We start from the raw sequence: 24,839 nt of genomic DNA, 5'->3' as shown, positions 1-24,839 counted from the left end.
CGTCGGGCAGAATGGAGTCCATGCCGAACACAATCCCTCTGTTCCTCGACTGCGACCCGGGCATCGACGATGCCGTCGCCCTCGGATATCTGCTGTGTCAGGACGACATCGACACCGTCGGCATCGCCGCATCGGGCGGCAATGTTCCCACCGCACAGGTGGCCCGCAACACCCGCGGGTGGCTCGAACTCGCCGGACAAGGAGACATTCCCGTCCACGCAGGCCACCCTCTGCCCCTGGCCTGGCAGTCCCGCCGAGCCGCCTCAGAAGCAGGACCAGAAGCAGAAGCAGCGACAGGCCCTCATCGCGGGGAACCCGCGGGACGTGACTCTGGGGAACCGGCCGGACCGGAGTATGCGGATCTCACCCACGGGACCAGCGGAACCGGTCATGCGCAGGTTCCCGAACCGGCAGGAACCCCCAATTCGACCTCGGCGGCGCAGGCCTGGGTCGACGCCGCCCGAGCCCATCCGGGCGAGCTCATCGGCGTCGTCATCGGGCCTGCAACGAATCTCGCGCTCGCAATCGACCTCGACCCCGAACTGCCCGGCCTCCTCAAACGCCTGTTCATCATGGGCGGGGCCTTCAACTACCGCGGCAACACCCACCCGACCACCGAATGGAACGTCACCTTCGACCCCGAATCCACGTCCTCCGTTCTCGCCGCCTTCGGTCGCGCTCATACCTCCGGGACTGTTCGCCATCTGCCCGTCATCGCTCCGATCGAAGCCACCGAGGCGGTCGAGATGACTCCCGGCCGTCTGCAGGCGATCCTCTCCGGTGCCGCAGCCGGTCCCTGGTCGCAATGGCTGACTCAGTTGGCCGAAGCCCTGCGGTTCTACTTCGAATTCCACGAATCCGACGGACTCGGCTACATCGCGCACATCCACGATCCCTTCGTCCTCGCCTGCGCTCTCGCCTGGGCGCGCGGCGAGACCGCTGCGAACACCTCGGTTGCAGAAGCCACGGGGTCGCCCAACGACGACAGCCCCTCGATCCCCAACGGAACTCCCGGGGCGCTGCCCTGGGCGACGAGCATCAGTGCGCCGGTCGACGTGGAACTGACGGGTACACTCACACGTGGCGAAACCGTCGCCGATTGGCTGGGACGGTGGGGAAAGCCGGTCAACGCCGAGATCATCCGCTCGATCGACGCGCAGACCTTCCTCGACCACCTCGGCGCCACCCTGATGAAAGGACCATCCCGATGACCGCAGATTCACGACAGCCTGGGCAGGGGCCGACCGCACCGGTCGGTCCCGGACAAACCCGCACCCCGAAGCTTCCCCTCACCCTCACCCTGCTCGGCACCCTCGTCATCCTCGGCACCTATGTCGCCGTGCTGCTGACCCAACCGGCCAACCTCGGCATCGACCTCGGCCACACCACCCTGTGGGTCATCCTCGGCTACCTCATCGGCGGCATCCTCCTCGCGGCAGGCACCCTCCCGCTCATCCCACGCAGCATCATCGCCCTCATCCCCGTGGCCATCGCCCTCAACATCGTCATCGGGCAGATCATCGGCAATGTCACGCCGGTTCCCCTCTACCTCGACTCCATCGGCACCGTGATGATCGGCGTCCTCGCCGGTCCCGCCGCGGGAGCCTTCACCGGCATCGTCTCGAACCTCATCTGGGGCGTGACCCTGAGCCCCAGCGTCATCGCCTTCAGTTCCGGCGCGGCCTTCATCGGTGCCGCCGCCGGCTGGGCGGCCCGCCTCGGCGCCTTCCGCACACCCTGGTTCGCCGTCATCGCGGGAGCTATTGCCGGAGTTCCGGCCGGAGCGCTCGGAGCTCCCGTGGCCGCCTACGTCTTCGGCGGAGGCCTGGGCTCGGGCACCGGGGGAGTCGTCGCCATCCTCCAGGCCGCCGGCCTCGAGATGTTCAACGCCACCTTCGCCCAGAGCATGTTCTCCGACATCATCGACAAGGCGCTGATCTTCGCCCTCGCCTATGTCGTGCTCCGCACCCTGCCGCGACGCATCCTCGACCGGTACCCATTCACCGATCACAGTCTGCCGCGAAGAGCCGCGGAACCGGTTCCGGTCGGCTGAATGAGCGATGCCGTTCTCGAGCGGGAACGGACACGGAGGCGTTGGCACCCGGCCACCGAGATCATCATTCTCGTGTGCGCCCTCCTGCTCGTCTTCGGCGTCCCCTCTCCGCTCGTGCCCCTCGTGATCATCGCCCTCGCCCTCGGGGCCGCAGTCGTCTCACCGGCCGTGAGGTTCTCGAGCTGGATGATCGGCGTGGGAGTGCTGTGCCTGCCGACGCTCATCGTCGTCGGTGTCGTGCAGGGACTGTTCTACCCCGGCGCCGAGGCGCATGTGCTGTGGGAGCTCGGTCCCGCCCGGCTCACGGTCGAAGGTCTGAGCATTGCCGTGCAGATCTGGCTGCGGGTCAGCGCGCTCGTCTCCCTCTGCGCGCTCTTCGGCCTCGGCGCCGATTCCGCACGCATGTTCGACGGGCTCAGGGCACTGCGAATGCCTGTCAGCGTGGCCTATGTGTGTGCCTCGGCGATCGGCCTCATCCCCTTGCTGCGCACCCGCACCAGGCAGGCTATCGAGTCCCGGGCGGCCTGCGGCTGGCCCGTCGATCGCTGGTCGGTGCGGATCCGACTGCTGCCTGCTATCGTCGCTGGCCTCTTCACCTCGGTGCTCATCGAGGTCGAACAACGTCACGAGGTTCTCCAGCAGCGCGGTCTCGAAGATTCGGGTCCGCGGGTGTCGCTTCAGGACCACAATGATGACGGAGTGCAGAAGATCATTCGCCGAGGCGCTCCCGTGCTCACCCTTCTGCTCATCGCGGCCTCCGTGGCAGGGGTTCTCCCGCTGCCCGATGCCGCCGGGCTGATCGGAGGTGAGTGAGATCGCCGTCCTCTCACTGCGTGGAGTCGGATTCACCTATCGAAGGAAGACTGCCGCCGCCCTGACCGACATCGACCTCGAAATCGAGCCGGGCAGCCTTCATGCGGTGCTCGGCCCCCTCGAATCGGGAACCTCGACCTTGGCCCGCCTCGTCGTCGGACTCCTCAGCGACCGAGGGGAGATGACCGGCCACCTCGAGGTTCACGGCACCGCAGTCATGCTCGGCGATGATCCGGAGGCCCAACTGAGCGGGATGACCAGTCGCGTGGCCGATGAGGTGCAGCTGCCCAGGCGACTCCACGGCGCCGATTCCGCCACCGCTCGGAGTTGCGCCGAGGCGGCGCTGCGGAGTCTCGGCATCGAGGACCTATGGCCGCGTCGACTGGACACCCTTTCGGGAGGGCAGCGCCAACTGGTCGCCCTGGCGAGCCTGCTGACTCTCGGCCCGGAACTCCTCGTCCTCGACCAGCCGTCCCTGTCCCTGGACCCCGCAGCGCGCACGCGCTTGGCGGATGCATTGAGTGACTACCGTGAGCGCGGGGGAGCGGTGCTCATCACCGGCCACCAGTCCGATGAGCTCACCGCAGTCTGCGACGAGCTCAGCCTCCTCGACCGCGGCAGACTCTTGCGGGTGTCCGAGCAGGAGCAATCATGGACACCGGCCGCGACACAGAGAGCGGCATCGACTGCGGCACTGACAGCCGGAGGGGTCTGGGCGACGGCATACACCGAAACCACTGAGCTCGCCTCGGACTCGGACACCACGCCAGAGGCCGAGAACTTGAGAACAGACGTCCCACCGCTGCTCGTTGTCGATCGTCTGCGCGTCGTCCGCGGAGAGTCTGCGGTGCTCGACTCCATCGACCTCAAGCTGCGGCGCGGCGAATCGGTGACCATCATGGGCCCTAATGGAGCCGGAAAATCGACGTTGCTGCGGGGTCTGCTCGGTCTGCTCGAACCCACGGCGGAGTGCACCGGCACGATCACGGTCGGCCACCTCGGCGCGGATCTGCGCATCGACGGCTTGCCGAGTCATGAACGGGCGGCCCACTTGGGATGGGTGGGCCAGGATCCCGGGATCCAGCTCTCGGCACGGACCGTGGCCGCCGAGCTGACGACCGCCATCCCACTGCCTACTCATCGTCGACGGGACCGCGAATCCGTGAGGGCGAAGCGTCAGGCACAGGTCGACGAGGCGATGGCGGCGGTGGAACTGACCGGGCTTGCCGAGGTCCATCCCTTCGACCTCGACATCGCCCGGCGCAAGGATCTCGTGGCGGCAACGGCGCTGCTGTCGGGAGCGACGATCCTGCTCCTCGACGAACCGACACTGGGCCGGGATCAGCGCGCCATCGACCGACTGAACTTGTTCATCGCCGATTTTCTCCACCGTGGCGGGGCCGTCCTCTCGACCACCCACGACCGCCGATGGGCGTACGAGAACGCACACCGGGTGCTCCATCTGCAGAAGGGGCGGCTCGAGACGATTGACGCATCCGTGGAATGAGCCCACCTGCTGTCCTCGCTCGCGCTGCGCCGCTACACGGCCGGGGTGGCCACCGCGGTGCCGATCATGTGGCCCGGTGCCGCCTACGCGCGGAAGGAACTGGAACGGTCAGGCATCGGACTGCGCCGCCGGGAGTGGCTCTGTGGTGCGGCCACGATGGCGGTCGCGGCCCTGGCCGCTCAGACCGCTGTGCGCGTCGTCTCTGCTCAGAAGTCGTAGGAGGCATCTCCGAGGGAGGGACTCTGCCCGCGGAAACGCTGCAGGTGCAGATGCCGGAACAGGCGGATGACCGGACGGATGAGCATTTCGATGCTGCCGATGACGAAGAGGCAGGTTCCTGCGAACATCAGGGAATCGGAGAAGAACATGAAGCTTCCGATGAGGAACCAGACGCCGATGAGCACATCGTTGACGATGCTCACGACCTGATAGCGCTGACGGATGACCAGCTCCTCGCGGCCGATGTGAAGCGTGATGTCGTGGCTTTTGTCCATTGCGGTCTCCTTCTGTAGTCGGGACTGATTAGCCTCGATGTTGGCGATGATTCTGCCTCGATGGTAGACGTCATTAGGCTGGTCGGCGTCGACGTCGCACCGGGATCCTCGTGCCGGCGAGCATCCATGTCAGTGCCTCGCCGTACCGTGAGGTCATGGATAGAAACGTGAACTCGTTCGACGCCCTCTACACCGAAGCCGGCGATCATCGGCCGCTCATGCCCTGGGACGAATTGCTCGCCTTCGTCCGCCGCTTCCCCCAGCTGGCCGCCTTCAACGCGGCACTGATCGCCCAGCAGCGCGGTTCCGCTCGATTCGTCGAAACCGAAGAGGCCTGGCTGCACCGCTTCGAACGTCGACTCAAGGACGACGCCGAAGCGCTTGTCATCCTCCATCCGTTCGCTCCGGTGAAATTCGTCTACGACATCGCCGATACGTTCGGACCTGAGGTCCCCGCCGAGGCGATCGGTCCCTTCGGCGGCGCCCCGGCTCCGACCTGGGACGGCCTGCGAACGGTGCTCAGCCGGCTGCGCCATAAGCACCTGGGCATGGTCGATCTGCCGAAGACGCAGAGTCCGACCGTCATGCTTAGTCACCTGCTGCGCGAACTCGCCGAGGTGTTCGCCGGCCATCGTGGCCCCCGCCCAGAACTCGGAATTGCTGCCGCGGGCAGCGACATCGACGGCAGTCAGGTTCGTTTCGAGATCGAGTGCATCACCTGGCTGCTCGCCGGACGGCTGGGGCTGAAGATCGCCGCGCGAGGATCTCTCAGGGGATACCTCAAGGACGGGGACCTTATGCCTCCGGTCTCCCGCGACAGGGTGCTGCACACGGTCAACGCGATCGAGAAGCTCTTCGGTGGGGCGCTGGCCTTCGGTGAAACGATCCGCGAAGACGTTCCGAGTCTCTTCTCCTCGTCGACTCAGCTGGCGATCTGAGCTCGACGAGCGCTCGGGCAGGTCCGGTCGACGATCGCTCGGGCAGGTCCGGTCGCCGAATGCCCGGGCAGGTCCGTTCAGCGGTGGCATGCCGCTGCCGGCTCGGCATAGGCTGATCCGATGACGAGTTCACCGCCCCGCCGAATCTGCGTCCTCGGCAGCTCCGGGGCGGGCAAGTCCACGCTCGCCCTGCGCATCGCCGAGACTCTTAAGTTGCCTCGCATCGAACTCGACGAACTCCATTGGGGTGAGGACTGGACTCCCGCAGATCCCGAGACCTTCGTGGCCCGGGTCGATGAGGCGATCGCCGGCGACTCATGGGTGGTTGACGGAAACTATCAGAGCAAACTGGGCACTCGGATCCTCGAACGCGCCGACGCCATCGTCTGGGTCGATCCCGGACGGGTGACGATCATGCGGCAGGTCATCGCGCGCACGATCCGTCGGGCCGGGACGCGGCAGGTGCTGTGGAACGGCAATCGCGAGACCTGGGACGGGTTCAAGATCTGGAAGCGAGAAGAATCGATCTTCTGGTGGGCGTGGCACTCCTCCGGGCAGGCCCGCACCAAGTTCGGTGCGATCATGGGCGACCCGGCGTTTTCGCACGCTCAGCGTCGTCGGCTGCGGACGAGATCGGAGATCGCTGACTTCCTCGAAGACCTGTCGGCGAAGAGCAGATCGACCTGAGCTCTGGTGAACGGGACCGAGCTGGCGGAGAATGGGGTCATGTCCGACATCCCGAATCGCTGGACGAAAGCCACCGTCTACCCTGACATGTGGGTTGACCCTGCCGAGGACCCGCGCAATACCGACGGGACGAGCCCCGACGGAGAAGCGGAAACCCAACTCGACTACATCCACGACTACCGCATTACTCTGCGGATGAAATGCGAAGGCCTCGAGCCCGATCAGCTGGCCGAGCGTTCGGTCCCACCATCGACCATGTCGTTGTTGGGCCTGCTCCGACATATGGCCGAGGTCGAACTCGATTGGTGCAACTGGATCACCGACGACACACCCCGACCGTCACTCTACGGCGGCTTGGACGCGGCCTTCGACATCGAGACCGCCGATGCCCAGACGGTGGCGGCCGTGATCGCCGATCTCGAACGGGAGCAGGCCCGCACCGATGCGGAGGTCGCCAGATACGAAGATCTGGGGACCCGCCTCGGCGACTCCCAGATCGCGGTGAGAGAACTCCAGATCCACCGCATCGAGGAATACGCCAGGCATTGCGGCCACGCCGACCTGCTGCGCGAATGCCTCGACGGCAGAACCGGGCAATGAGGGAGAGACGATGAGCCGCGCAGTCCAGATCACCTTCGATTGTCACGATCCGATCGGCCAAGCCAGGTTCTGGGCCGAAGCGCTCGGCTATGTCATCCCCGGACCGCCCGGCGTCCCGCTCGAAGACGGAGCCGACCCGTTCGAAGCCTGGAACCGCTTCATCTCCGGACTCGGCATCGAACTGAAGCCTGAGGACATGCGGGCCGCAATCGAAGACCCCGAGGGCCACGGTCCGCGCCTGTTCTTCCAGATCGTGCCGGAGGGCAAGACCGTGAAAAACCGAGTCCATCTCGATGTGCGAACCGCACCCGGGCTGGAGGGCCAGGAACGGATGGAGGCACTCGAGGTCGAATGCCGCCGACTCCTGACTCACGGTGCGACGCGACTCAACTGCGTCGATCCGGAGCCGCCGATGGAAGCCGGCTTCATCGTCATGGCCGACCCCGAGGGAAACGAATTCTGCCTCGACTGAATGAGGTCCTCATCTGCATGAGAATCCTCTTAGGCAGGTAGGTCGTCAGCCCGCGCGTTGCTACCGTTGACACCATGAAGACGAAGATTACGGCAACGACCGCAGCCGCCGGCGCACTGGCCGTGGCATTCGCCCTGGCCGGCTGCTCCGGCACGGACGAAGAGCAGAACCAGGGCGGCGGTGAGCAGTCGCAGGCAGCTGAGACCACAGCACCGGCAGAAGAATCCTCCGACGACGACTCAGGCGACGACACAGACGACGATCCCGGTGAGCAGTCGAGCGCACCTGCGGAGGGCTCCGGAGGGCTGGCCCCCGACGCGGATCTCAGCAGCGAATCCCCGTCGGTGTCTCCCGAGGATGCGATCTCCGCGGCGCAGAAGGAAGCCGGGAACGGCACTGTCCATGCCATCGAACTCGACTACGACCGACGCGATGCCGCCTGGCAGTACGAGGTGAAGATCCTCAAGGACTCGACCGACCACGACATCTCCGTCGACGCGGAAACGGGCGAGGTCGTCGACACCGAGAAGGACTCCACCGATGACAAGGAAGGGTCCATCGACCTCACGGATCCACTGAGCTTCGACGACGCCCTCAAACTCGCTGCAGACAAGAGCGACGGCCAACTCACCAGTTGGAAGCTCGAACACGATGACGGTCGGGCGGAATACCAGTTCGACTTCGATGACAACGGTGAGGGCACCGAGGTCACCGTCGACGTCGACAGCAAGAAGGTCACCGTCGACGACGACTGATCTCACGATCCCCGGCGTAGGCTGAGCCCATGGCCACGAACCCAGCCGTCCCACCCCGGCCCGCGGGCCGACTCGAAGTCATCGCCGGACCGATGTTCTCCGGCAAGTCCGAGGAGCTCATGCGGCGGGTGCGCCGGGCCACGATCGCCGGCATCAATGTTCTCGTCGTCTCCCATGCCCTCGACACACGCGCCGAACTCACCGCGGTCACTTCGCACAACGGAGTGAACATCCCGGCGATTCCCATCGGCGACGTCGCAAGTCTCGCTCGAACGGTCCGGTCCGAGGCTTACGACCTCATTGCCATCGACGAGGCGCAGTTCTTCGGCGAGGGACTGGTTCCCCTGGTCGAAGAACTCATCGCCGAGGGCGCCACCGTGATCGTGGAGGGACTGTGCGTGACGTTCGACGGGGGACCGTTCGAGCCGATGCCCCAGTTCATGGCCATCGCCGAGGCCGTCCTCAAGCTCACAGCGATCTGCACCGTCTGCGGCCGCGATGCCGTCTTCCACCAACGACTCGACCGCACCTATGCCGAGACGGAGACGACATCCGCCGAACCCGCTTCGGCCGAACCCGCGGCCACTGACATCGACGCCAGCCATATCGGCGGACTCGAATCCTATGCCGCTCGCTGTCGCGAACACTTCATGCCCGGGTCCCACACTCTCTGAGACGGCCGTTGGGACCTGACAGGGGCCTCAGTCGCCGATGCCCTCCCAGACCTCACGCCAGATTCGGGCAAGGTCGGGTATCTGATAATGGGCGTTGAGTCCGCTGGGCTGCGGGACGACGTGGAGTCCGATGTCCTCGGGCCATCCCTCGATGAGACTGGTGTCCTGCTCACCGAGCTGCGCCTTCCGTTGAGAGAACCCGATCCGGAACGAGGTGATCCCGGCGATCGCCACGCTGCGGGGTCGAATCTCGCCGAGGCGGTCGACCAGACGGGCCGCCCCGTCGCGGAGCTCCTGATCGTCGAGTTCGTCGGCACGGGCAGTGGCGCGACCGACGAGGTTCGTGATCCCGATCCCGCGGCCGAGCAGCTGCTGTTCGTCCGAGGCTGAGAGTCCGCGGGATGCATCGACGAGAGTGTCGGTCAGAGCGGCCTGGTGCAGGGACGGCCAGAATCTGTTTCCGGGGCGAGCGAAGGGCGCGTTGACCGCGGCCGTCCACAGTCCCGGGTTGATGCCGACGATGAGCATCCGCAGCGAACCGGGTTCGGCCGGGAGCACATCGTCGATGGCGTCGGGATCGTCGGTGGCGAAGTCCGCGAGATCGTCCTTCGTCGGCTTCCGGCCCTGCAGAGGAGAAGGACGGCGGCGCGAGCGGGGTGTTTCGTCATTCACGGCTTCCACACTACCGTCGAGGCATGGACCACCGACATGTGAGCACGGCACCGGGGGCGTCAGCCCCGTTCCACTTCGACAATCTGTGGCGGGTCAATGCTTCGCCGGCCGCAGTGTGGCAGGTGCTGACCCGCGTCGAAGCCTGGCCACAGTGGTGGCCTGGCCTGCCGGTGGCCGAACCCGCCGATGACACCGTGGCCCCGGGCAGTCGCGCGCACCTGCTGGTCACCAGCCCGATCGGACTCAGCCTCGATTTCGATATCGAGCTGCGCGATATCAGGACCGAACGATTCGCCGGCTTCACGGCAACCGGAGACCTCCGGGGTGTCGGCGAATGGTCGCTGAGCAGGAACGGACCGATCACGACCATCGAATCCACCTGGTGTGTGACGACGACTCGCAGATCGATCAGACTGCTCCGTCTCCTCGCGGCCCGCCTCCACGATTCGGTGATGCGGGCGGGCGAACGAGGACTCGCCGCCCACCTGGCCCAAGAACCTCAGCGTCCCTGAGGCGTACCGGTACCGCTGCTCGCTGACCAGGCGTCGATGCCGCCCGACAGCGATCGGATCCGCACCCGGGCGGGAGCACCCGCTGTGAGGATGTCGACCGCCTCGGCGGAGCGGACCCCGGACTTGCAGTGCACGATGATCTCGCGGACCGTGTCCGTGCCGACGACCATTCTCTCGGCGCTGGTATCGACAAGCGGTGCCACCGCATCCCATCCGCGGGACCGAACAGCGCCGAGCGGCACACGCACCGAACCGGGAATCGAAGACAGCTCACGTTCCCAGTCCTCGCGCACATCGATGAGCAGCCGCCCACCCTCGCCGGTGAGGAACTCAGCCAGACCGATCTCCGTATTCGATGCCGCCTGCGCAGGACCTGCCCCGTCGTCGGCGGTGTGGTCCCTGGCAGCGCAGGCCACGGCCACCTCGGCGAGGTCGGTGACCGGGGGACGATCCGGATCGGGGGAGAAACGCAGCGTCGACGACTCACCGCTGAGCGCGTCGTAGCGCAGCAGCCGACCGATGTACGGTGCGCCGATGCCGCAGATGAGCTTGATCGCCTCGGTCGCCATCGCCGAACCGACGGTCCCGCACAGCACCCCGAAGACTCCGCCCTCGGCGCAGTTCGGCACCGAATCGGCCTCGGGGATGTCGGGGAACAGGTCGCGCAGCATCGGCCCATGGTCGGGGACGAAGGTGCTCACCTGACCGGAGAAGCGGAAGATCGTTCCCCACACCAAAGGCGTGCCCGTGAGCTCGGCGGCATCATTGGACAGATACCGGGTCGCGAAGTTGTCGGCCCCGTCGATGACGAGATCATGGGAGGCGAAGAGCTCGAGCGCATTGTCCGGGCTCAACCGGTTCCTGATCGCCCGCACCCGTGCGTTCGGGTCGAGCCGGAGGAGCGCATCCCGCGCCGAATCGACCTTCGCCCGGGAGACGTCGGCATCGCGATGGAGGATCTGTCGCTGCAGGTTCGAGGTTTCGACGACATCGTCATCGATGACCGTGAGCGCACCGACTCCCGCCGCTGCGAGGTACTGCAGCACGGGTGCGCCGAGTCCGCCCGCCCCGATGACGAGCACCGAGGCGGCCCGCAGCCGCCGCTGTCCCTCGAGACCGATGCCCGGCAGGCTCAGGTGGCGGGCATAACGAGCGAGTTCGTCCCGGGAGAGCTCTTCCCCGGGTTCCACCAACGGCCCGGGATTGATCGCCGTGCTCACAGCGACTCCACCATTCCGGCGAAGCTCGAGGACGCGAGCGCCAAGGGCCGTTTCGGGATCCGACCGGCACCGGCGGCGAGATGTCCGGCCTCGACGGCCAGAGCCATCGCTCGGGCCATGGAGTTCGCATCGTGGGCGCGGGTGACCGCTGAGGCCAGGAGCACCGCGGTGCACCCGAGCTCCATCGCCAGAGCGGCATCGGAGGCGGTGCCGACACCGGCATCGAGGATGATCGGCACCTGCGCCCTGGCAACGATGGTTTCGATGTTGTGCGGGTTGAGGATGCCCAGACCGCTGCCGATCGGGGCCCCGGCGGGCATGACCGCGGCCACCCCGGCGTCTTCGAGCCGTTTGGCCAGGGCCGGATCGTCGTTCGTATAGGCGAAGACGGTGAACCCGTCGAGGACGAGTTCCTCGGCGGCGCGGAAGAGTTCGATCGGGTCGGGCAGCAGCGTGTCCTCATCGGCGATGACCTCGAGCTTCACCCAGTTCGTCTCGAGTGCCTCCCGCGCCAGCTGGGCGGTCAGTATCGCGTCCCTGGCCGTATAGCAGCCGGCGGTATTCGGCAGGACGCGGATGCCCAGGTCCTGCAGGAGTGCGAACACCGAATCGCGGGACTCGGCATCGAAGCGCCGCATCGCCACGGTCGTCAGCTCGGTGCCCGAAGCCTGCAGCGCCTCGGCGAGGATGCTCAGGGAACCGGCTCCGCCCGTGCCCATCACGAGGCGGGAGTTCATAGCCGCTCCATCGATGGTCCAGCTCATCTCAGCCTCCCTGCACAGCGGTGACGACGTCGACGGTGTGGCCTTCGTCCAGAGCGAACTCGGCCCATCGGCCGCGCCGGAGGACCTCTCCGTCGACGGCCACGGCGATGCCCAGACGTGTGCCGTCGCTCGGGGTGCCGTCGGGGCGAAGATCCCTGCCGACGATGCCGGCGACGAGCTCGAGCGCCGAGGTGGGGCCGGCGAGTTCGTGTTCCTCGCCGTTGAGTGTGATGGTCGTTGTCATGAGCGGCTCCTTGCCGTGGTCGCGTGCGGGGCAGTGAAGTTGAGGTCGGTGTCCGGGGGACGGATGTGGGCCGGAGTGGTGAACCGCTCCGGAGACACCGCATCGAGAGCCCCGGCCGGCAGCCACTCACAGTCCTCGTCGCAGGTGACTCCGCTGTCGGAGGCGAGTTCGGTGGCGAGTTCGGCGGTGAGTCTGCCGCCGAAGGGGGCGAGCAGGATGCCGTGGCGGAAATAGCCGGTCGAGATCACGCACCCCGGGTCGATGCGGCCGATGATCGGCACATCGTCGGGCGAACCGGGTCGGGCTCGGGTGGTGATGTCGGTGATCTCGGCGTCGAGGATGCCGGGGACGAGTCGTTCGCCGTCCTGGAGCAGCCGGTGGACTCCGCCGGCGTTGAGCCCGCCGCGTCCGTCCTCCCGGGAGGTGGCTCCGAGCACAAGCTCCCCGTCGGGTCGCGGCACAACATAGATGGGACGAGCATTGACCAGACCGCGGACGGTGCGGGTGAGCAGAGGCGGCGAACTCTCCGGTAAGCGCAGACGGATAACCTCGCCCCACACCTCACGCAGCGGCAGGCTCGGGGCCCCGATGATCTCATTGCAGCCAGCCCCGGCGGCGATGACGACCTGGTCGGCTTCGAGCCTGCCTCCGTCACCGAGGTCGACTCCGCAGGTGCGCTGCCCCGACCGGACCAGACCGGTCACTCGCTGGGTGACGAGATGATCGGAGACGGCCGAGAGAAGTGCCGCAGACAGCCGGCGAGGATCGATCGCATGGTCGCCGGGGATCCTCACCGCCCCGCACACGCCCGGCCCCAGCGAGGGTTCGAGCTCGCGGGCCGTCGACCCGCTGAGCAGCGTGGTCTCGAAGCCGTTCGCCTGCTGTAAGGCGGTGAGTTCGCGCAGCGAAGCGAGATCCGCCCGGTCTCCGGCGCAGACGAGGGTCTCGGCGTACGAATGCCCCAGATCGTGACCGGTCGCGCTCGCCACCGCTGCGGCGAACTCCGGGTAGAGCTCGGCGGAGGCGCGCATGAGCGGATACAGGGGAGACTGACCCCAGGCCACCTCGGCGGCGGGGGCGAGCATCCCAGCGGCGGCATGCGTGGCACCCGAGATGGGGGCAGGATCGACGATGGTGACGGCGGCACCGGAACGGCGCAGGAACCAGGCCGTCGACAGGCCGATGATCCCGGCCCCGACCACAATGGCGTGCATGGGCTTCTCCCTCCGGCGGCATGATCCGCATCAGGTCTGACGGTCGGCACGAAGCCCTCTCAGCCTCTTTATGAGGCTCCCGCGAACTCCTCTACTCTAGGATCATGGCCGCCGATAAGACAATGCGCACCGCAGTCCGAGACGCTCCGAGTCCGTCCGAGACCAGGACCAGAGGCTTCCGCGAAGACCGGCTCGAGGAGGCGAGGCTCTACGTCTGCACCGATGCCCGCAGTCAACGAGGCGACTTGGCCGAATTCCTCGACGCCGCCTATGCCGGAGGAGCCGATATCATCCAGCTCCGAGACAAGGGCCTCGAAGCCCGCGCGGAGATCGACGCGCTCATGGTGCTCAGAGAAGCAGCACACCGGCACGGAAAGCTGTTCTCCGTCAACGACCGTGCAGACGTCGCACTCCTCGTTGGCGCCGACGTCTTCCACGTCGGACAGGGAGATCTCACAAGTACGCAGGCACGGGACGTGCTGGGACCCGATGTGATCCTGGGGCGATCGACTCATTCCCTCGAGCAGGCGAAGGCCGCCGAGGCGGACCCCGACGTGGACTACCTGTGTCTGGGTCCCGTGTGGGAGACCCCCACCAAACCCGGCCGCGCAGCCATCGGGCTCGAGCCGCTGCGTGGCCTCGGTTCGGCGGTGAGCAAGCCCTGGTTCGCGATCGGCGGGATCTCTTACGGTGAGCGCCTCGCCGAGGTGACTGCGGCAGGAGCCGGTCGCATCGTCGTCGTCCGTGCGGTCACGGAGGCAGATGATCCCCGGGCGGCCGCAGGCGCGCTCAGGACCGCAGTGACGACGAATTCTGATGACAGCAGCGAGGTTCGCTGAGATGGGAGCACAGGACATGAAGATCCTCATCGCCGGCGCCGGAGCCACCGGCGGCGCGTTCGGAACCCGGCTGCTCGAAGCCGGACGTGACGTCACCTTCCTCGTCCGTCCGGCACGGGCGGAGAAGCTGCGCGCGAACGGCCTGCGCTTCATCGCCCCGGGGGAGGATCAGACGAACGACGTTGCCGTGCTCATTGCCTCCGAACTCGCCGAGGCGGCCGGGCCCGAACATGGCGACACCGCATTCGACCTGGTGATCGTCGCCGTCAAGGCCAACGGTCTCGAATCGATCATCGACGACATCCGCCCGGCGGTGGGCCCCGGAACGCAGATCATTCCCTTCCTCAACGGCATGGCACAGATCGACCGGCTGACGCAGGAGTTCCCCGGGCAGGTCCTCGGCGGACTCGTCAAGATCGTCGGCACCATCAAAGACGATGCGATCGTCCAGATGACGGATCTGGCGGTGATGACCATCGGCGATCTCGACGGAGCCGAGGTTCCGGCCGACATCAGTAAGACACTCGACGTCCCCGGCTTCAAGCTGCAGATCATCGGCACCATCGTCGACGGACTGTGGGAGAAATGGGTCTTCATCGCCGCCGCCGGTGTCGTCACCTGCCTGTTCCGAGCCCCGGTGGGAGCGATCATGGAAGCAGGCGGCCGGGACCATGTGGTCGCCATCGTCGACGAACTCGAGGCCATCGCCGCGGCCGCCGGTCATCCGGTGTCGAAGAGCTCGCGGGAGATGACACTGTCGATGCTCACCGCTGCAGGATCGGAATTCACCTCATCGCTCTACCGGGATGTGACAGCGGGTCTGCCGAGCGAGACGGAGCACATCCTCGGCGATCTGGCCCGAGCGGCGAGCGAACTCGGTGTGGCCACGCCCCTGCTCGACCTCACACTTGTGCAGCTGCGAGCGGGTGAGTCCCTCCGAGTGCGGTGACCTCGTCCTGACCGCGGCGCAGCATCGCCAGATAGGCCTCCGTCGGTACAGTGTGTTCGACGTCCGCGGCGCCGTGCGGGGCCGTGAACGTGATCAGCGGCACCTCGTCCCGGCGGCCGAGGACGAGCAGCGTCTCATAGCGTCCCGGTCCGACGGCATGAGAGGCACCGGAGGGCAGTTCGAAGGCGAGCCGCTCTACGGAATTCTCCGCAGACGGGGCGCGGTGCATCTCCTGTTCGGCGACATCCGCGAACTGTTCGGCGGTGATGAGATAGGCCTTGGCCGGCGTGGGACCGGGCACGGCGTGGTCGTAGGATGCCATGCCGCCGCCCCAGACACTGGAGTTCCCGGCGAAGTAGATCGAGCCGTGCAGTTCGATGCCGGACTCCGCCCGCGGCTGACTGTGGTCCCGCGCCCCGGGATAGGTGACGAACGCTCCCTCGGGACGACCGCCCTCGAGATAGCAGGCGAGCCTGTTCCGGGCCATGTTCGATCCGTAGCTGACGTACCAGACGAGTGATTCAGACATCTCCGTCTATCGTGCCATGTCGGCCTGAACTGTCGTCGAGCGGGTCGGTTCTCGGTGTGTCCGACCGGTGCCGTGCGGAGAGGATCGGTGCTCGGCGATCCGCCGGACCACCTCGGCGATGACGGTCACCACGAGGGCGATCCCGACTCCCAGCGCCACACCGAGCAGGGGACGGTCCTCGAAGACCAGCCCGCCCAGCAGGCCGATGGATGTGGAATAGCTTGCCCAGGCGAGCGCACCGAGGGAATCGAAGATCAGGAACCGTCCCACCGGAAACGCGAGCACCCCGGAGGCGATCGTCGCCGCCGTGCGCCCGCCGGGCACGAATCGGCCCGCGATGAGCGCGGCACCGCCTCGGCGGGAGAAGATCTCCTCGGAACGGGAGAGGACCCGGCCCAGGCGCGGATGGCGGCGCCACCGTTGGACCACTCCGCCCCCGCTGCGACCGACGAGGTGGGCGGCGAAGTCCCCGGCTACCGCACCGACGACGGCCGCGGTGAGCAGACCGAGAGGATGCGGCTGCCCGGTGGAGGCATAGGCGGCCGCCGTGATGAGCACCGTCTCGGACGGGACCACGGGCAGCAGCGAATCGAGTCCGGCGCAGACGAGGATGAGCAGGTACACCCATGGGGAGGTCACGGTGTCGGTGAGCATCTGCAGGGCGAGGTCCATACTCATCTACGGTAGTGACCCGCAGAGACGGCGGATACGAGGCACAGCGCAGGGCTGAGGTCGGTGGACCCGAGCACGGCCTGAGGTTCACCCGGGGCGTGCGCGCAGGCATGCCGGCGTCGGTATGCGGGAAACCGGAAGTTCGGACTGCGGTCGAACCCATGGGCGCGGGCAGACCCGCGTTGCTACGATCGACCCATGCCCTGGCCGATGTCGCTGACCGCTCGGATTCCCCGCGAGTCCCGCATGTTCGCGACCCGTTGGGCGGCAGCAGTGTGGGGCGTGCTCTGGGGCGGACTGCTGTTCCTGCCCCTCATCCTCGTCTCCTGCCTCCCGCCGAGCTCCCGGTGGGCGCACAGAGTCAGCGGCTGGGAGCGCGCACGCCAGTTCCGCGGCTTCGGGATCAGCCTGGGCCCGGATCCGGGACGACGCGTGTTCTTCTTCCTCAACGGCCTCATCGCCATCCTCATCCTCATCCCGGTCCTCAATCTGGCCAGCGGCTTCCTCTTCGTCACCCTCGGCTCGCTGATCCAGGGACTCTTCATCGGCGGCAGCATCACCATCGGCTTCGACGCCTGGACGATCACCCAGCCGACGCTGTTCGTCGGCGTCCTCTACGGGGCGGCGAACCTGCTGGGTGTGATCGCGCTCGCCGAGGCCGCGAGCTGGCTGCACGGGAAGGTCGACGGAATGGTCACCGAGGTGACCCGGCCGCATGCTCATCACACCCGCATCACCGAACTGCTCAAGACCCGACAGGGCGTGGTCGTGGCCATCGACGAGGAACGGCGCCGGATCGAACGCGACCTCCACGACGGGGTGCAGCAGAACGTCGTGTCCCTGTCGGTGCTCATCGCCCGGGCACAGCGTGCGCAGGATCCTGCCAAGGTCGCCCACCTCCTCGACGATGCGCTGGTCCAGTCCCAGGACCTCATCGATGAGATGCGGGAGGTCGCCTGGAGGGTCTACCCGACGGCACTGGACGAACACGGTCTGGGCACCGTGCTCAACCGGGTGGCAGATCACTGCCCGATCCCGGTGACGATCCTTACGGTCCCCGACCGACGGGTGCCCCAGGCCATCGAGTCCGCCGCCTACTTCGTCGTCCGGGAGGCAGTGACGAACGTCGTCAAGCACGCCGAGGCCGCATCCATCACGATCAGCGTCACCGCCGGGGAGCAGGCCCTCATCGCCGAGGTGGTCGATGACGGCCGTGGGGGAGCGGACCCGCACGGAAGCGGGCTGCAGGGACTCTCCCGCCGGGTGGGAGCCCTCGACGGCAGACTGAGCATCGACAGCGACGAGAAGACCGGAACCACTGTGAGAGCGGAGATCCCCTATGCCTGAGACCATTGCAACCCCGCACGCCTCGGAGACCGCCGAGGCGATGCGGGTCGTCCTCGCCGACGATGCTGTGCTGCTGCGTGAAGGAGTGCGCAGCCTCCTCGAAGACGAGGGCATCTCCGTCGTCGCCTCGGTCGATGACGGAGAGCAGCTGCTCGAAGCCGTGGCCGCACTGCGCCCGAACCTCGCCATCGTCGATGTCAGGATGCCGCCGACCCACACCACGGAGGGGCTCGAAGCGGCACTGACGATCAAACGCACCTACCCGGACATCGGGGTGCTCGTGCTCAGCCAGTACGTGCTGCGCGAATGCGCCACCGAGCTGCTGGGCACCGAAACCGTGGGAGTCGGGTACCTGCTGAAGAACCGGGTGACCGATATCGACCGGTTCCTCGAATCGGTTCAGCGGATCGCGGCGGGCGGCACCGTCATCGATCCCGATGTCGTCCGCCAGCTGCTCAACACCTCGGAGAAGCAGAATTCCCTGTCCGCGCTCACACCCCGGGAGAACGAAGTCCTCGAGGCCATGGCCGAAGGCCTGTCGAACCGCGGCATCGCCGAGCGGCTCTACGTCTCGATCAGCTCCGTCGAGAAGGCGATCAGTGCGATCTTCGACAAGCTCGGACTCCATGCGGGAGAGACGACGAGCCGTCGAGTGGCAGCGGTGCTGGCCTTCCTCGACCAGTCCTGAGGCCGCGCACCCCAGCCAAGGACACCTGAATGTGGTAAGAATGGCCGGGTCCCGGTTGGGACACCAGTTCTCCGACAGGCAAGGGACACGATGAACGCAACAGCCACCTCGGCGGGGGAGACCCGCCAACTCAGGCGGGGGCTGAAGTCCCGGCACCTGCAGATGATCGCCATCGGCGGAGCGATCGGCACCGGACTCTTCCTCGGCTCCGGCGGGACGATCTCCCAGGCCGGCCCCGGAGGTGCGCTGCTGGCCTACGCGGCGATCGGGATCATGGTCCTCTTCGTCATGCAGTCCCTCGGGGAGATGTCGACCCACCTGCCCGTGGCCGGTTCGTTCCACACCTACGGAACCAAATACGTCAGCCCCTCCTTCGGCTTCGCCATGGGCTGGAACTACTGGTTCAACTGGGCCATCACCCTGGCCGCCGAGCTCGTCGCCGCCGGCGTCATCATGTCCTTCTGGCTGCCCGATGTGCCCGCCTGGGTGTGGGCCGCGATCTTCCTCGCGCTGCTCGGTGGACTGAACTTCCTCTCGGCCAAGGCTTTCGGGGAAGGCGAGTTCTGGTTCGCCGCGATCAAGGTCGCCGCGGTGCTGGTCTTCCTCGTTCTCGGTGTGCTCATGATCGTCGACATCATCGGCGGAGACTCACCCGGGGTGAGCAACTGGACCCGAGGTGAAGCCCCGTTCGTCGGTGGTTGGGTCTCGATCATCAGCGTGTTCATGATCGCCGGCTTCTCCTTCCAAGGTACGGAACTCGTCGGCGTCACCGCCGGTGAGTCGGAGAATCCGCGTCGGGACATGCCCCGCGCCATCCGCACCGTGTTCTGGCGCATCATGCTCTTCTACATCGGCGCGATCGCCATCATCGGCTTCCTCCTGCCCTACACCGATCCGTCGCTGCTGACGGCGGCGAACAATGAGGACATCACGGCCTCGCCGTTCACTCTCGTGTTCGAACGCGCCGGGATCGCCGTGGCCGCCTCGGTGATGAATGCCGTCATCCTCACCGCCATCCTCTCGGCCGGCAACTCCGGCCTCTACGCTTCGACCCGCATGCTCTACGCCATGGCCAAGGAGGGAACCGCGCCGAGGCTGTTCGCCCGCCTCAACGAACGTGGAGTTCCCGTCATGGCGCTGTTGGCCACCGCAGCGATCGGTCTGTTCGGCTTCCTCACCGAGGTGATGGGAGACGGGGGTGCCTACACCTGGCTGATCAATGTCTCGGGCCTCTCCGGATTCATCGTCTGGGTCGGAGTCGCCTTGAGCCACTTCCGCTTCCGCCGTGCCTACGTCCGGCAGGGGAAGAACCTCGCCGATCTGCCCTACCGGGCCCCGCTGTTCCCGATCGGGCCGATCATCGCCCTCGTCATGCTCGTCGTCGTCATCATCGGACAGAACGTCCAGGCGGTCGTCGACGGTCACGTCCTCGAGGTGGCGTCGGCCTACATCGGTCTGCCGGCGTTCCTGCTGCTGTGGGGCATACACCGTCTGGTCACCGGCCGAGCGTCGCGCACGGTTAGACTTGAGGAGATGGACGTCGCGGGAATCGAGATCAAACCGGCCTGAGAGCCGATCCAGAGATTCGCGGAGGAGTGGCCGCAGGCCGTGGAGCGGGTTCGCGGCGAGTTCTCACAATGCGTTAAGCTAGGCTGGCCTAACACTTGAAGAAGGATCTCATGCGCAGAATTCTCGCTCCCATTTTCGCCTCCGTACTCCTGCTCTCCGCCTGCGGCGGCGGAGGGGGAGACAGCACCGAGGACACCGCCTCCGGCACCAGCGTCGACACCAAGTTCGGCAGCGTCGAGGTTCCTGCCGACCCGCAGAAGGTCGTCGCCCTCGGCTGGGGTGACGCTGAGACCGCTCTGGCCCTCGGCGTCCAGCCGGTCGGTGCCTCCGACTGGGTGGAGTTCGGCGGCAAGGGCGTCGGTCCCTGGGCCGAGGACCTCTACGACGAAGACCCCGAGATCATCGCCACCTTGGAACCCGACTATGAGGCGATTGCGGCCCTGGAGCCCGACCTCATCCTCGATACGAACAGCTCGGGCGAGCAGGAGCGCTACGACCGTCTCTCGGAGATCGCCCCGACCGTGGGTGTGCCCGAAGGCGGCGACAACTATCTGACGACCATGGATCAGCAGGTCGACCTCGTCTCGCAGGCGCTGGGCAAGCCCGACGATGGGCAGAAGCTCCTCGACGATCTCGACGGAAAGTACGAGGCGGCACGCAAGGCGCACCCCGAATTCGACGGCAAGTCGGTCACGGTCGCGGCGAAGACCGCCGACGGGTGGGGCGCCTACGTCGAAGAATCCGGACGCGTGCAGGTGATGAAGCAGCTCGGCTTCAAACAGTCCGAGACGATCGCCGCGCAGAAGGCCGAAGGCTTCTCGGTGCCGATCTCCGAGGAGAAGCTGAGCGATCTCGACGCCGATCTGCTCCTCGTTTTCCCGATCTACATCGAGGATTCCGAGGTCACCGACGACGCGGGGTTCAAGCGGATCCCGGCCGTCGAGGACGGACATGATCTGGTGCTGACCAACGACGAGGATGACATCCGCAAGGCCTTCTCGCTCAACTCGATCCTCTCGGCGGGCTACACCGCGGAGAAGCTTCCGGACCTCATCGCCGACAAGGTGAAGTAACGGCGCATCGGGAGGTGGCCTAGGTCACCCACCGGTGGGCTGGCCACCTCCCGATAGGCGGTCGCCTGCCGGTGACTCAGACTCACACAGCGGCGACTCACACAGCGGCGACCCGCACAGCGGAACCTCACACAGCGGCACGCCATGCATCAAGACCGATGTCGATGATGCGGGCGTGCCGTTCGTCTGCCAGCGAGTCGATCGACACCCATTCGGCGCGATCGGTCGTCCCGTCGACTTCGAGGGTGCCGAGCGTGCCACCGGTGATCCGAGCCTGATAGACGACCCGCACCCCTTTGAACGGACGCGGAGTCGACCTGCCGAAGGTGGGGCTGCGACGATTCTCGGTGAAGCTGTGGGTCGTCAGCGGTCGAACGAGCTCGGCATCGAAGCCGGTCTCCTCCTTGATCTCCCTGATCGTGCCGACCTCGATGCTCTCCTCGTATTCGATCCCGCCGCCGGGCAGCGTCCACAGCGCATGAGCGCGATCGTTGCCGCCGTTGAACCAGCTGAGCAGGATCTCATTGTCCTCGTTGACGATCACCGCATATCCGGCAAGTCGCGTGTCATAGTCGGAGAAGTGCATGAACTCACCCTACCTGCGCCGGCCTCTTCCCATCCCGGTGCGGGGTGAATAGGCTGTGACCATGGCCGAAGCAGCGACATACCCCAATGAGCACATCGTCCGCACTCGCGTGATCTCCGCCCCCGCCTCGGCGATCTTCGCCCTTCTCGCCGATCCCAACCGACACCCGGACACCGAACCGGGCGACTGGGTGAGAGGCGCCATCGACACCGGACCGATCACAGCGACCGGACAGATCTTCTCGATGGACATGTTCCACGAAGCGGCCGGCGGTGCCTACCGGATCGACAACACCGTGACCACCTTCGAACCCGACCGGGCGATTGCCTGGGATCCCGGCCAGGCCGACGAAGCGGGCACCGTCGTTCCTGGGGGATGGCGGTGGCGCTATGACCTCGATGAAGGCGAGTCCGGCACCGAGGTGACGCTGACCTACGACTGGTCGCGCACCACCGAGGAGACCCGGGAGGCCTTCGGCGGATTCCCCGTCGTCCCGCCCGAATACCTCGATGCCTCGCTGGAGACCGTGGAACGGGCCGTGACGGGAGCGGAATGAGCGTCCGGGTAGGCTGGTGATCGTGACTGAGATCGCCAGCAGACTGGTCGGTGACACCGGCCCACGCATCGTCTTCCTCCACGGGCTCTTCGGCCGCGGTAAGAACTTCACCTCGATTGTCAAGGCACTCGAACCCGAGTATTCGAGCCTGCTGATCGATCTGCCCGACCACGGGGATTCGGAGTGGACCGAGGAGTTCAGCTACATCGGCATCGCCGATTCCGTGGCGGAGAAGATCGCCGAGGTGACCGCCCCCGATGATCTGCCCGTGCACCTGGTCGGGCACTCCCTCGGCGGCAAGGTCGCCATGGTCCTGGCACTGCGGCATCCCGAGCTCATCGACCGCCTCGTCGTCGTCGACATCGCCCCGCAGGCCGGCGGCTCGCTCGGAGTGTTCGAGCATCTCCTCTCCAGCCTCCAAGCCCTCGATCTCGACGAGATCACGAACCGGTCCGGGGCCGACCGCGCCCTGCAGGGCCCGATTCCCGAGGACACGATCAGGGGATTCCTGCTCCAGAACCTCAGACCCACATCGGCGGGATATGCCTGGCAGCCCAACCTCGATCTCCTCTACCGGAGCCTGCCCGCCATCGGCGACTTCCCCGAGATGGACGGCCGCAGCTTCGACCACCCGGTGCTGTGGGTAGCGGGGGAGCGGTCGGACTACGTGTCCCGCGACGATCTGCCTGCCATGCGGGCCCTGTTCCCGCGCACGACTCTGCTCACGGTCAAAGGCTCGGGCCACTGGGTGCATTCGGAGAAGCCGCAGGCCTTCGTCTCCGCACTGCGGACCTTCCTCGCTCGAGGCTGAGCGCGCAGTCCTGCGTGGGCCCACTTCGAGTCGCCCCGCCTGCGCGACGACCCCGCGACACGGCGCTGCAGACCCACATGACGCCGGGAATGTCTTCTCGTTCCGTTGCGGAATATGCTGGTCGGAGACGCTGTTGAGTCACACAGCAGGACGATTGTCACGACGCCTCAGGAGGATTGAGTGAGCACAACCATTCCGGCCGATCCCACACCGAAGTTCGCCGACTACGCCGACGGCTCCCGATTGGTCAGCACCGAATGGGTCGCCGAACACGCCGGCCAGCCCGGGCTCGTCATCGTCGAAAGCGACGAGGACGTCCTCCTCTACGAAACCGGGCACATTCCCGGAGCCGTCAAGGTCGACTGGCACACCGAACTCAACGATCCCGTCACCCGCGACTACCTCGACGGCGAAGGCTTCGCGAAGCTGCTCTCGGCCAAAGGCATCTCCCGGGAGGACACGATCGTCTTCTACGGTGACAAATCCAACTGGTGGGCCGCCTACGCCCTGTGGGTCTTCTCACTGTTCGGGCACGAGGACGTCCGCCTGATGGACGGCGGACGCGCCAAGTGGCAGGAAGAGGGCCGCGAACTCACCACCGAGAAGCCAACCCTCGAACCCAGCGAATACCCGGTGATCGACCGCGATGACTCGCGCATCCGTGCCTTCCTCCCCGAAGTCCGCGACACCCTCGGCGACCTGCCGCTCATCGATGTCCGCAGCCCCGAGGAGTACTCCGGCGAACGCACCCATATGCCCGCCTATCCCGAAGAGGGAGCGCTGCGCGGCGGACACATCCCCGGTGCCCAGTCCGTGCCCTGGGCGAAGGCCGCGAACGAGGACGGTACGTTCAGAACCGCGGATGAACTGCGTGAGATCTACACCGATCAGGCAGGTCTGGGCACCTCCGACGAGGTCATTGCCTACTGCCGGATCGGGGAGCGCTCGAGCCACACGTGGTTCGTCCTCCAGCACCTCCTCGGCTATGACAATGTGCGCAACTACGACGGGTCCTGGACCGAATGGGGCAATGCTGTGCGCGTGCCCATCGCCACCGGCTCCGAGGCCGGAGAGGTTCCTGGCCGCTGATGACTGCCGACACCGACCCGATCGCACCCGAAACGACCGATCTTCCCGAGTCGCTGGCCGAGATCGTCACCGACTTCGCTGAGACCGATGCCGGGGACCGTCTGCAGCTGCTGCTTGAGTTCTCCTCCGAGCTGCCCGATGTGCCCGAGCGCTATGCCGACCACCCGGAGCTGCTCGAAGCCGTCCCCGAATGTCAGTCGCCGATCTTCCTCGTCACCGAGGTCGACAACGCCGAGGCGGGGGAGGAGGCCACCGTGCACCTGCACTTCTCGGCTCCACCTGAGGCACCGACGACCCGCGGGTTCGCTGGCATCCTTCATGAAGGACTGGACGGCCAGAATGCGGGAGTGGTGCTGGCGATTCCCGCCGACCTTCCTCTGCGGCTGTCGATGACGGAAATCGTCAGCCCCCTGCGTCTGCGGGGCATGAGCGGAATGCTCGCCCGTATCCAGAGGCAGGTGGCCGAGAGGATCGGAAAGATCACAGCGAACTGAGGCCGAAATCGTTTGGCT

General features: G+C 66.5%; 31 protein-coding genes and 1 riboswitch. Of the genes, 22 read left to right on the top strand and 9 right to left on the bottom strand.

Going from position 1 to position 24,839, the window contains the following annotated elements:
* Window positions 1-20: 20 nt before the first annotated feature.
* From ACH82I_RS03670 to ACH82I_RS03650, 5 genes are read left to right on the top strand one after another with little or no spacing between them, the layout of a single operon-like run.
* A complete protein-coding gene (locus tag ACH82I_RS03670; RefSeq protein WP_230743682.1) occupies window positions 21-1,211 on the top strand; it encodes a nucleoside hydrolase in 1,191 nt (396 codons plus the stop codon).
* Window positions 1,208-2,053 carry a histidine kinase gene (locus ACH82I_RS03665; protein WP_230743683.1) on the top strand — a complete coding sequence of 282 codons (846 nt, stop codon included), beginning with the start codon at window positions 1,208-1,210 and terminating at the stop codon, window positions 2,051-2,053. The genes ACH82I_RS03670 and ACH82I_RS03665 overlap by 4 nt, the downstream gene beginning before the upstream one ends.
* Entirely contained in the window at window positions 2,054-2,866 is an 813-nt protein-coding gene (locus tag ACH82I_RS03660) for an energy-coupling factor transporter transmembrane component T family protein (RefSeq protein WP_413335560.1), read from the top strand.
* Complete coding sequence (locus tag ACH82I_RS03655; RefSeq protein ID WP_413335558.1) at window positions 2,859-4,373, top strand: ATP-binding cassette domain-containing protein; 1,515 nt, start codon at window positions 2,859-2,861, stop codon at window positions 4,371-4,373. The genes ACH82I_RS03660 and ACH82I_RS03655 overlap by 8 nt, the downstream gene beginning before the upstream one ends.
* Window positions 4,374-4,418: 45 nt before the next feature.
* Window positions 4,419-4,592: a hypothetical protein gene (locus tag ACH82I_RS03650; RefSeq protein ID WP_413335556.1), complete on the top strand. Its 174-nt coding sequence runs from the start codon at window positions 4,419-4,421 to the stop codon at window positions 4,590-4,592.
* Here ACH82I_RS03650 and ACH82I_RS03645 read toward each other — a convergent pair.
* Entirely contained in the window at window positions 4,580-4,867 is a 288-nt protein-coding gene (locus tag ACH82I_RS03645; protein WP_413335554.1) for a YrhK family protein, read from the bottom strand. The two genes, ACH82I_RS03650 and ACH82I_RS03645, sit on opposite strands and share 13 nt — an antisense overlap.
* 155 nt (window positions 4,868-5,022) lie before the next feature.
* On the opposite strand from ACH82I_RS03645, the gene ACH82I_RS03640 reads away from it, so the two are divergent.
* The 6 genes from ACH82I_RS03640 to ACH82I_RS03615 all read left to right on the top strand — a co-directional run bounded on the left by ACH82I_RS03640 (window position 5,023) and on the right by ACH82I_RS03615 (window position 8,993).
* The gene (locus ACH82I_RS03640) at window positions 5,023-5,805 is read left to right on the top strand and encodes a hypothetical protein (RefSeq protein ID WP_413335552.1); all 783 of its coding nucleotides are present in this window, start codon (window positions 5,023-5,025) and stop codon (window positions 5,803-5,805) included.
* Between the two features lie 120 nt (window positions 5,806-5,925).
* A complete protein-coding gene (locus ACH82I_RS03635; RefSeq protein WP_413335551.1) occupies window positions 5,926-6,492 on the top strand; it encodes an AAA family ATPase in 567 nt (188 codons plus the stop codon).
* 39 nt (window positions 6,493-6,531) lie between these two features.
* The gene (locus ACH82I_RS03630) at window positions 6,532-7,092 is read left to right on the top strand and encodes a DUF664 domain-containing protein (protein ID WP_413335549.1); all 561 of its coding nucleotides are present in this window, start codon (window positions 6,532-6,534) and stop codon (window positions 7,090-7,092) included.
* A 10-nt stretch (window positions 7,093-7,102) separates the two neighbouring features.
* Window positions 7,103-7,564, top strand: coding sequence for a VOC family protein (locus ACH82I_RS03625; RefSeq protein WP_413335547.1), 462 nt, complete (start codon window positions 7,103-7,105; stop codon window positions 7,562-7,564).
* Window positions 7,565-7,638: 74 nt separating this feature from the next.
* The gene (locus ACH82I_RS03620; protein ID WP_413335546.1) at window positions 7,639-8,319 is read left to right on the top strand and encodes a PepSY domain-containing protein; all 681 of its coding nucleotides are present in this window, start codon (window positions 7,639-7,641) and stop codon (window positions 8,317-8,319) included.
* 29 nt (window positions 8,320-8,348) lie between these two features.
* Window positions 8,349-8,993: a thymidine kinase gene (locus ACH82I_RS03615; RefSeq protein ID WP_413335544.1), complete on the top strand. Its 645-nt coding sequence runs from the start codon at window positions 8,349-8,351 to the stop codon at window positions 8,991-8,993.
* Between the two features lie 27 nt (window positions 8,994-9,020).
* Here ACH82I_RS03615 and ACH82I_RS03610 read toward each other — a convergent pair whose 3' ends face one another.
* Window positions 9,021-9,665: a mismatch-specific DNA-glycosylase gene (locus ACH82I_RS03610; RefSeq protein WP_413335542.1), complete on the bottom strand. Its 645-nt coding sequence runs from the start codon at window positions 9,663-9,665 to the stop codon at window positions 9,021-9,023.
* Window positions 9,666-9,688: 23 nt separating this feature from the next.
* Between ACH82I_RS03610 and ACH82I_RS03605 the strand changes: the two genes are divergently transcribed.
* Window positions 9,689-10,177, top strand: coding sequence for an SRPBCC family protein (locus tag ACH82I_RS03605; protein WP_413335540.1), 489 nt, complete (start codon window positions 9,689-9,691; stop codon window positions 10,175-10,177).
* Here the strand turns inward: ACH82I_RS03605 and moeB are convergent.
* From moeB to thiO, 4 genes are all read right to left on the bottom strand, one after another.
* Entirely contained in the window at window positions 10,165-11,397 is a 1,233-nt protein-coding gene (moeB, locus tag ACH82I_RS03600) for a molybdopterin-synthase adenylyltransferase MoeB (protein ID WP_413335538.1), read from the bottom strand. The genes ACH82I_RS03605 and moeB overlap by 13 nt on opposite strands.
* Window positions 11,394-12,161, bottom strand: a complete 768-nt coding sequence (locus tag ACH82I_RS03595) for a thiazole synthase (protein ID WP_413335536.1) — start codon at window positions 12,159-12,161, stop codon at window positions 11,394-11,396. Before ACH82I_RS03595 ends, moeB begins: the two co-directional genes overlap by 4 nt.
* 1 nt (window position 12,162) lies before the next feature.
* A complete protein-coding gene (thiS, locus tag ACH82I_RS03590; protein ID WP_413335534.1) occupies window positions 12,163-12,405 on the bottom strand; it encodes a sulfur carrier protein ThiS in 243 nt (80 codons plus the stop codon).
* Window positions 12,402-13,619 carry a glycine oxidase ThiO gene (gene thiO, locus ACH82I_RS03585; RefSeq protein ID WP_413335533.1) on the bottom strand — a complete coding sequence of 406 codons (1,218 nt, stop codon included), beginning with the start codon at window positions 13,617-13,619 and terminating at the stop codon, window positions 12,402-12,404. Before thiO ends, thiS begins: the two co-directional genes overlap by 4 nt.
* A riboswitch (TPP riboswitch) is annotated at window positions 13,610-13,712 on the bottom strand. It overlaps the preceding gene by 10 nt.
* A gap of 11 nt (window positions 13,713-13,723) precedes the next feature.
* Here thiO and thiE point away from each other — a divergent pair.
* Together thiE and ACH82I_RS03575 are read left to right on the top strand one after the other, a co-directional pair.
* The gene (thiE, locus tag ACH82I_RS03580; RefSeq protein ID WP_413335531.1) at window positions 13,724-14,458 is read left to right on the top strand and encodes a thiamine phosphate synthase; all 735 of its coding nucleotides are present in this window, start codon (window positions 13,724-13,726) and stop codon (window positions 14,456-14,458) included.
* A gap of 1 nt (window position 14,459) precedes the next feature.
* On the top strand, window positions 14,460-15,407 hold the full coding sequence (locus ACH82I_RS03575) for a ketopantoate reductase family protein (RefSeq protein WP_413335529.1): 948 nt from the start codon (window positions 14,460-14,462) through the stop codon (window positions 15,405-15,407).
* Here ACH82I_RS03575 and ACH82I_RS03570 read toward each other — a convergent pair.
* Window positions 15,361-15,936, bottom strand: a complete 576-nt coding sequence (locus ACH82I_RS03570; RefSeq protein WP_413335527.1) for a histone deacetylase — start codon at window positions 15,934-15,936, stop codon at window positions 15,361-15,363. The two genes, ACH82I_RS03575 and ACH82I_RS03570, sit on opposite strands and share 47 nt — an antisense overlap.
* A 6-nt stretch (window positions 15,937-15,942) precedes the next feature.
* Complete coding sequence (locus ACH82I_RS03565) at window positions 15,943-16,614, bottom strand: DedA family protein (RefSeq protein ID WP_413335525.1); 672 nt, start codon at window positions 16,612-16,614, stop codon at window positions 15,943-15,945.
* Between the two features lie 192 nt (window positions 16,615-16,806).
* On the opposite strand from ACH82I_RS03565, the gene ACH82I_RS03560 reads away from it, so the two are divergent.
* From ACH82I_RS03560 to ACH82I_RS03545, 4 genes are all read left to right on the top strand, one after another.
* Window positions 16,807-17,955: a histidine kinase gene (locus ACH82I_RS03560; protein WP_413335523.1), complete on the top strand. Its 1,149-nt coding sequence runs from the start codon at window positions 16,807-16,809 to the stop codon at window positions 17,953-17,955.
* A 40-nt stretch (window positions 17,956-17,995) separates the two neighbouring features.
* Entirely contained in the window at window positions 17,996-18,643 is a 648-nt protein-coding gene (locus ACH82I_RS03555; RefSeq protein ID WP_413336736.1) for a response regulator, read from the top strand.
* Window positions 18,644-18,733: 90 nt separating this feature from the next.
* Window positions 18,734-20,212 carry an amino acid permease gene (locus ACH82I_RS03550; protein WP_413335522.1) on the top strand — a complete coding sequence of 493 codons (1,479 nt, stop codon included), beginning with the start codon at window positions 18,734-18,736 and terminating at the stop codon, window positions 20,210-20,212.
* 110 nt (window positions 20,213-20,322) lie between these two features.
* Entirely contained in the window at window positions 20,323-21,285 is a 963-nt protein-coding gene (locus ACH82I_RS03545) for an ABC transporter substrate-binding protein (protein WP_413335520.1), read from the top strand.
* 127 nt (window positions 21,286-21,412) lie between these two features.
* Here ACH82I_RS03545 and ACH82I_RS03540 read toward each other — a convergent pair whose 3' ends face one another.
* Window positions 21,413-21,871: an NUDIX hydrolase gene (locus ACH82I_RS03540; protein ID WP_135447272.1), complete on the bottom strand. Its 459-nt coding sequence runs from the start codon at window positions 21,869-21,871 to the stop codon at window positions 21,413-21,415.
* 61 nt (window positions 21,872-21,932) lie between these two features.
* On the opposite strand from ACH82I_RS03540, the gene ACH82I_RS03535 reads away from it, so the two are divergent.
* The 4 genes from ACH82I_RS03535 (at window position 21,933) to ACH82I_RS03520 (ending at window position 24,821) form a co-directional block, all read left to right on the top strand.
* Window positions 21,933-22,427, top strand: coding sequence for an ATPase (locus ACH82I_RS03535; protein WP_413335518.1), 495 nt, complete (start codon window positions 21,933-21,935; stop codon window positions 22,425-22,427).
* Between the two features lie 22 nt (window positions 22,428-22,449).
* Window positions 22,450-23,238 carry an alpha/beta fold hydrolase gene (locus tag ACH82I_RS03530; RefSeq protein ID WP_413335516.1) on the top strand — a complete coding sequence of 263 codons (789 nt, stop codon included), beginning with the start codon at window positions 22,450-22,452 and terminating at the stop codon, window positions 23,236-23,238.
* Between the two features lie 180 nt (window positions 23,239-23,418).
* The gene (locus ACH82I_RS03525; RefSeq protein WP_413335514.1) at window positions 23,419-24,327 is read left to right on the top strand and encodes a sulfurtransferase; all 909 of its coding nucleotides are present in this window, start codon (window positions 23,419-23,421) and stop codon (window positions 24,325-24,327) included.
* Window positions 24,327-24,821: a SufE family protein gene (locus ACH82I_RS03520; protein WP_413335512.1), complete on the top strand. Its 495-nt coding sequence runs from the start codon at window positions 24,327-24,329 to the stop codon at window positions 24,819-24,821. The genes ACH82I_RS03525 and ACH82I_RS03520 overlap by 1 nt, the downstream gene beginning before the upstream one ends.
* The last annotated feature ends 18 nt before the right edge of the window (window positions 24,822-24,839 follow it).

Origin of the sequence: Brevibacterium sp. GP-SGM9 (assembly GCF_047300845.1) — a bacterium.
Lineage (GTDB): Bacteria > Actinomycetota > Actinomycetes > Actinomycetales > Brevibacteriaceae > Brevibacterium.
The sequence above is the reverse complement of the archived record's forward strand: the minus strand, read 5'-3'. Positions and strand labels throughout refer to the sequence as shown.